General features: G+C 66.9%; 8 protein-coding genes. 3 read left to right on the top strand and 5 right to left on the bottom strand.

Annotated elements, in window-relative coordinates; all coding sequences use genetic code 11:
• Nucleotides 1-67 precede the first annotated feature (67 nt).
• A complete protein-coding gene (locus E6K79_00005) occupies nt 68-1060 on the top strand; it encodes a peptidase (GenBank protein TMQ67332.1) in 993 nt (330 codons plus the stop codon).
• On the opposite strand, the gene E6K79_00010 is transcribed toward E6K79_00005, so the two are convergent.
• The 4 genes from E6K79_00010 to E6K79_00025 are packed head-to-tail and all read right to left on the bottom strand — an operon-like array spanning nt 1044 to nt 3687.
• On the bottom strand, nt 1044-1652 hold the full coding sequence (locus E6K79_00010) for a hypothetical protein (GenBank protein ID TMQ67333.1): 609 nt from the start codon (nt 1650-1652) through the stop codon (nt 1044-1046). The two genes, E6K79_00005 and E6K79_00010, sit on opposite strands and share 17 nt — an antisense overlap.
• A 36-nt stretch (nt 1653-1688) precedes the next feature.
• Nucleotides 1689-2324: an arginine decarboxylase, pyruvoyl-dependent gene (locus E6K79_00015; GenBank protein ID TMQ67334.1), complete on the bottom strand. Its 636-nt coding sequence runs from the start codon at nt 2322-2324 to the stop codon at nt 1689-1691.
• Between the two features lie 43 nt (nt 2325-2367).
• Complete coding sequence (locus E6K79_00020; GenBank protein TMQ67335.1) at nt 2368-3069, bottom strand: hypothetical protein; 702 nt, start codon at nt 3067-3069, stop codon at nt 2368-2370.
• Nucleotides 3070-3081: 12 nt separating this feature from the next.
• Nucleotides 3082-3687 carry a hypothetical protein gene (locus tag E6K79_00025; protein TMQ67336.1) on the bottom strand — a complete coding sequence of 202 codons (606 nt, stop codon included), beginning with the start codon at nt 3685-3687 and terminating at the stop codon, nt 3082-3084.
• Between the two features lie 88 nt (nt 3688-3775).
• Here E6K79_00025 and E6K79_00030 point away from each other — a divergent pair, with 88 nt between their 5' ends.
• Both E6K79_00030 and E6K79_00035 read left to right on the top strand, forming a co-directional pair.
• Nucleotides 3776-4702, top strand: coding sequence for an 8-oxoguanine DNA glycosylase (locus tag E6K79_00030; GenBank protein ID TMQ67337.1), 927 nt, complete (start codon nt 3776-3778; stop codon nt 4700-4702).
• Entirely contained in the window at nt 4699-5394 is a 696-nt protein-coding gene (locus E6K79_00035; GenBank protein TMQ67338.1) for a glycosyltransferase, read from the top strand. Before E6K79_00030 ends, E6K79_00035 begins: the two co-directional genes overlap by 4 nt.
• Here the strand turns inward: E6K79_00035 and E6K79_00040 are convergent.
• Nucleotides 5354-6549, bottom strand: a 1196-nt coding sequence (locus E6K79_00040) for a peptidoglycan-binding protein (GenBank protein ID TMQ67339.1), incomplete at its 5' end; no start/stop codon positions are given. The two genes, E6K79_00035 and E6K79_00040, sit on opposite strands and share 41 nt — an antisense overlap.

Genomic DNA, 6549 nt, shown 5'->3' on the forward strand with positions numbered 1-6549 from the left:
TGAATAGAAATCAGATCACGAACCCGGGAGCCCCCTAGCGCAGGTCAACGACCCCGCGTCGCCGGCCCTGCACCGACCGCGCGCTAGTGCCGAGGCTCCCGTTTCGTTTGAGGGGACCGACCGCGGGCGGCGCGTGCTCCTCTTCTTCGTCGATGGGGTCGGCGTCGGCGAGGACGACGCGGACCGAAACCCCCTTGCCACCGGCGAGTTTCCATCGTTCCGCCTTACCCGTACCCAGTCCCCGCGCGCCAGTGTGGCAGCACCGACGATGGCGCACGGCCTCGACGCCTCCATGGGCGTTCCGGGCCTACCCCAGAGCGCAACCGGGCAGACCACGATCTTGACCGGCGTGAACGCACCGACCGCCATGGGCAAGCACATCTCGGGGTTTCCCGGTCCCCAGCTCAAGGCGATCATCCAGCAGCATTCGATCTTGAAGCGAATTCGCGAGTCGGCGCGCACGGCAACCTTCCTGAACGCGTTCGGCCCCCGGTTTTTCGAAACCCCCGAGACCATGCGGCGCCTCTCGGCGACCACGCTCGCCACGCTGGCGTCGGGCGCTCCGTTCCGCACCTGGGCGGACCTCCTGGAGGGTCGCGCGGTCGTCCACGACCTGACCCATTGGCGGATGCGGGAGTGGGGCTTCGACCTCCCGCTTCGAACGCCCGAGGAGGCTGGGGCCATCATCGCCCAGGAGACGATGAAGCAGGATTTCGCCCTCTTCGAGTACTTCGAGACCGACCGGGCAGGGCACGACCAGGACCGTTCGCGCGCGATGCGTTGCCTGGCCGACCTCGACCGGGCCCTTCAGGCGGCCCTGGCGCGCCTCGATCTACAGTCCACGATCGTGATCGTGGTGAGCGACCATGGGAACGTGGAGGACCTGAGCGTGAAGACCCACACGCTGAATCCGGCGTTCTTCACGCTGTGGGGGAGCTGGAGACCGGCGTGGGAGCCGAGGCGCTTGACCGACATCGTGCCGCTGATCTGGGAGGCCCTCGGCTTCTCCCAGGGCGACGGGGGCGCCGTCGGCGGAGGCGCGGTCAGCGCAGGCGCTTGATGATGTGCCAGCCGAAGGGGCTGGTCGTCGGGTCGTACTCGGCGATGTCGATGTTCCCGGGGCTGATCGCGAAACCCACGTTTCCGAAAGCCGGAACCATCTGCTTCCGTCCGTATTCGCTCATTAGGGGCGGCACGCCCTCGGCCGCCATCTTGTAGATCCCCGGGGGGCTGTCGTCGGTGTACTTGGCCACCAGCGAGTCGAAGTTAGCGCCCTTCCGGGCCTTGTCCAAGATCTCGTGCGCGAGCTTCATCGCCTCTTCCTTCGTACGCGTGATGTTCTTGCCCGGGACGGAGCCGGAGAAGCCGATCAGGATGTGCTGTACCTCGACGTGCGCCGGCGCGATCGCGGGCTTGACTGGCATCGTTCCGGCGGCGGTCATGGATTTTCCTCCCGATTTGGACTTCTTGGGTTTCTTCGGCTGAGCTTTCGCCTTCGTCCCGACCGGAGCACGGTCGTTGTCCGTGACTTGGCCCCCCTGCTGCGTCGGGGGGTAGTCCGGTACCGCCTTGGTCGAATCCGCCGGACCCGCGCCCGCCACGCCGGTGCAAAGCGCAGCTATGAGGACTCCCGCCAGGATTCGCCCGATCACGCCCACTCCATGCTCAGGGTGATTGTTTCCGCCACCTCAAAAAATGAATACACCGGCGGCCACCACCGTGGTCCAACCTTTCGAAGAAATCACGGCCGACTGGGTGACGTTGAAGGTGCGGACGATGTCGCCGGAGATCTTGAAGACCTGCTCCTTTTCGTCCCAGTTCGCGTTCTCGTCGAACTCGACGCCGAGCGTCGAGGCGAGCATCGAGGCGGCCATGTCCTCTGCGAACTCCCCCGCGACCTCGTCGGTCTGCCCGTAGGCGTGGTGCTCGCTCAGGTACCCGTAGGTGTTCTTGTCAGCCGGCAGCGCGCATCCGATCGAGGCGGCGATGAGCCGCCGCATCTCGTTCGACGCCTGCCGCGCCATCACGCAGAAGGCGATGCTCCCCGGCGCGATGAGCTTGCTGCCCTCCTCCTTGGAAATGATTTTGCAGAGCGGCGGATAAATACTCGAGACGTGCACCAGGTTGAGCCTCTCGATTCCCGCGTCCTTCAAGGCAAGCTCGAACGAGCGCAGCTCGTCGCGATGGCTACCCACACCCTTGGTGAAGAAGATCTTCGTTGGAATCAGGGTGAGCCCCTCCAGCACGCGGCGCCGATCGACGTCCGGAAAGACCGTCGCGGTCTTGGGACCGCCAGGGAGGGTCGTGTCGGTGGTTCGCTTCATTTCGCGTCGATCTCCTCTCGAAGAATGTTTCGTTCCCGCGAACTCACGGATGCTGCCCGGAGGACTCCGCCGCTGCCCGGGCGATGCGGATCGTGACCAAGAAGCGCCGCGGCTCGGCCGTCAGACTGCCCGGGCCGAGATCGAGCGGGACCTGCCGCTGGATTTTCTCGCGTTCTCCCGTGATGTCAACCGGGAGTGTGTAGACGGTATCCAGCCGGGCCACCGTCGAGGCCGGGCCCTCGACCCGCGCCGAGTCGGGCTCCACCTCGGCCGAGCCGTCGATCCAGTAGCCGGAAGGGGCCGCTCCGACGACGCGGGGGGCCACCGGCATGGTCCGGGCCAGCTTGGGCTCGCGCGTGATGTCGATCGTCCGCGGGTCGACGACCTCGGTCACGTCGAGGGACTTGGACAGCTCCGCCGGGATCGCCCGCTCCCGCACGTCCTCGACCGAGATCGTCCTCTGGAAGCGCCCCGGGGATGCCCCCGCCAGGTCGATCGAGAGCGAGGTGTTGGTCAGCTCGAGGCGGATCAGGTCCTTCCATTTCCCCCGAACCTTCACGTTCACCTTCGTCGGAGGACTTCCGACAACTGCCAGCGTGTCGGCAAGGCCGCTCAGCGACACTCCCACCGTGATCCGGGACTCGCGCAGCTGATCGGTGACCACGTGGGCGTAGAAGAGAAGCGCCAGGAGGAGCGAGGCGAGCTTGAGCCCGAGGTTACGGAGGAGGTAATCGCGGACCCGCACCCACATCGTTCGCTAGAACCCCGCTTCCGATTCGGCGCCCAGCTCGACCCAGTATTTCGTGTATTTGGGGTCGACCTCGTCGACCGATTTGCCGCTCACGACCGAGAAGCGAAGGTGCTGATTCTCGCGGACGTCGGGGAAGTAGATCCAACCGAGCCCCTCGCCTTCATGCCCCCAGAGGAGGCGGAACGAATTGAACTGCATGCTATCCCCGGCCGCCACGGTCCGAATGCCCTTGGTCCGGGCGCCGGCGAAGATCCAGAAGAGGGAGGGCTTCTCGACGTAATAGAAGTACCGGAGGGAATCGGGGCTTCCCGGAATTTGATCGATCGGGAGAAGCGCGGCGAACTCGCCTCCCTTCCGGAAGACGAGCACGTTGCCGTGAACGAGCCGGACACGCAGATCGTGGACGCGCTCCGGGCGCGCGCGCATCGAGTCGGGGATATCGGAGAGGAGGCGCACCATACGCACGTCGGCGCTCCCGGTCGCGGACCCTGGACCGGCACCCACAGGGGCCGGCGACGCCAGGAGCACGAGCGCGAGAGTGACCAGGAACAGGAACGCGGCCGCGGGGATTGCCGCGGTCCGCGGTGCGAGGGCGGTTGAGGGTCGATTCATAGGGCGTCTCGCGATCATCCCATGCGTTCTCTCGGAGCGTCAACGGGAACCGGGCGGCGGTGACCCGGATCGTGTAGATTTTCTCGGTATGAACCGTGCGAGCCACACGCTTGGGGTGGTCGGACCGCTCGATCTCGACCTGACGTTCTCTTGCGGTCAAGCCTTCCGCTGGCAGCGTGTGGACGGCGGCTGGAGCGGCGTCATCGAGCGCGCGGAGGTGCTGGCGCGGCCGAACGGAGCCGGCACCCTCGCCGTCGAGATCCTGGGCGAGGATCCAGGCGAGGATTCGCTCCGGCACTATCTGCGGCTCGACGAAGACCCCAGGGTTCACCTCGAGCATGCCGAGGAGCTGCGATCGGTTCCGGGTTTTCTCCCTCTCCTGGGGCTCCGGCTCCTTCGCCAGGAACCATGGGAAACCCTCGCCTCGTTCATCTGCTCCGCCGCCGCGAATATCAGGAAGATCACGACCTGCGTCGAGGGCTTGGCGCGCGCCTGGGGCGATCCGATCGAGGGTTCGACGCGGAGCGCCTTTCCACCGGCCGAGGCGATCGCACGGGTGCGCGAGGCGGACCTCCGAGAGCTGGGCCTCGGGTTTCGGGCGCCCTATCTTCTCGGGACGGCGCGCGCGGTCGCGGCTGGGAGCGCGTGGTCGTGGGAGCGGTTACGAAGCGGCCCCATCGAGGACGCGCGGAAGCGGCTCACCGCCCTTCCCGGCGTCGGCCCCAAGATCGCGGACTGCGTTCTGCTTTTCGGCCTGGATCGGCTGGAGGCCTTCCCCGTCGATCGGTGGATTCGGCGAGCGACGCAGGAGCTCTCCTCCCGTCGGCGGGCTCGCGATCAGGAATTGGCGGACTGGGCTCGGCGATTGGGCCCGGGGCGCGGGTACCTGCAGCAGATCCTGTTTCACCTGAGGCGGACGTCGGGACCTTTGCCGGCGCTCGCGCCGGAGACGCGTCGCCGCCCCGTGACCGCCGGTCGCCCGGCGACCGCGAGGCGTCCGGCCCGCGCGCGATGAGCGCGGCGATTGCGATCTTCGCCAAGGCTCCGATGCCGGGGCGCGTGAAGACGCGGCTCGTTCCGCCGCTCTCGCCGGAAGAGGCGGCGGCCGTCGCGCGCGCCTGCCTCGAAACGACCCTTCGCCGATTCGCTCCGGCGCACGAAGCGCCGATCACGCTCTTCCTGGACGGGGAGCCTGACCGTGCGGTTCGAGAGCTGGTGGGGAGTCTGGGGATCGGGATCGCGCCGCAGGTCGGCGCGGATCTGGGCGCGCGGCTCGAGGCGGCGTTCGGGTTGTTGCGCGAGGGTGGAGCCACAAAGACGGTCGCCATCGGCTCCGACAGCCCCACGGTCGACCCGGCCTGGATCGTCCGCGCGATCACGTCTCTCGACACGCATGACGTCGTGATCGGCCCGACCGAGGACGGCGGGTACTACCTGATCGGGCTGCGCGCCCCTGTGCCGGAGCTATTCAGAGATATTCCGTGGAGCACCGATAGCGTCGCCGGGGCGACCCTCGCGCGGGCGAGCGCGCTCGGCCTAACGGTCGACTTGTTGCCGACGTGGTACGACGTCGACGACATCGCCACATTGCGGCGGGCTCTCGCGGATGGCGCGGAGTACTTCCCGGCTTCGATCCATCGGCTCGTCGCCGACCGTGCGAGCGCGGTCACCGCGTCGAATCCTGGCTCTCCTTCACGGGCGCGTTGATCTGGAATTGAGCTTCCGTGCCGCTCCGGATCGCCTCGTCCAGCCGGCGATCGTGCCCGTAGACATCGTCCCGGAACTGGACCAGCCCGCTGCCATCCACCCAGGCGGTCCAGTAGAGGATGTGCACCGGGACCGGCTCCGGTAGCCGGATCGCCTTTCGCTCGCCGGAGTCGATGAGAGCCTGAATCCGGTCGCGAGACCCATCGGCCGTTCCCCGCAGCAGGTAAACCGCCAGATCCATGGGCCGCTCCACGCGGATGCATCCGTGGCTGAAGTCCCGCTCCTTCACGCTGAACAGGTGACCGGCCGGGGTGTCGTGCAGGTAGACGTCGTGCTCGTTGGGGCACATGAACTTGATTTTCCCGAGCGGGTTCGTGGGACCGGGCTCCTCCCGGAGCAGGTACGGCTCGCCTTCCTCGCCTATCTTCCCCCAGTCGACGTCGGACGGATCGACCTCGGCGGCGTCCTCTTGAGGGCCCGACAAGACCTTGATCTGATTCTGCTCGAGGTAGGTCCTGTCGTCCCGGACAAGGGGCGCGATCTCGTCCTTGGCGATATCCCGCGGAATATTCCAGTACGGGTTCAGCTCGACGTACGTGATCTTGCCGCTGAAGAGCGGCGTCGGGCTGCCCCGCTTTCCGACGACCACCCGCATGTGAAGCACGGATCGCTCCCCCTCCATCACGTCCAGCGTGAAGTCGGGCACGTTGACCACGACGTAGCGTTTCCCCAAATCCTGAGGGAGCCACCGGCGGCGGGCCATGTTGAGCTGGATCTGCCTGACTCGGGCCCCGACCGGAACGTTCAACGCGTCAAGCGTCGCCGGGCCGACGACGCCCGTCGACTCGAGGCCATGGCGCGCCTGAAACACCATCACCGCGCGTTCCAGGGGCGGATCGAAGCTTCTCCCCCTGTCGCCTTTCGAGAGGTCGCCGGAAGCCCGAAGCCTTGTCCGTAGGAGCGGGACCCGAGGGTCCACGCGCCCGAGCCTAAGCGGAGGTCCCGAATGGATGAAGCCCCATCCGCCTTCCTGCTCGATCCCGGCATAGAGGACGAGCGCGTCCTTGAGTCGATGGTAGTCCGGGTCTCGAGGAAGGAGGCCCAAGAGCGCGCGTCTGACACCATGCCGGGAGGTGGCCACCTGGAGATTTCCGA

This window comes from Candidatus Eisenbacteria bacterium, from assembly GCA_005893305.1.
Classification (GTDB): domain Bacteria; phylum Eisenbacteria; class RBG-16-71-46; order SZUA-252; family SZUA-252; genus WS-9.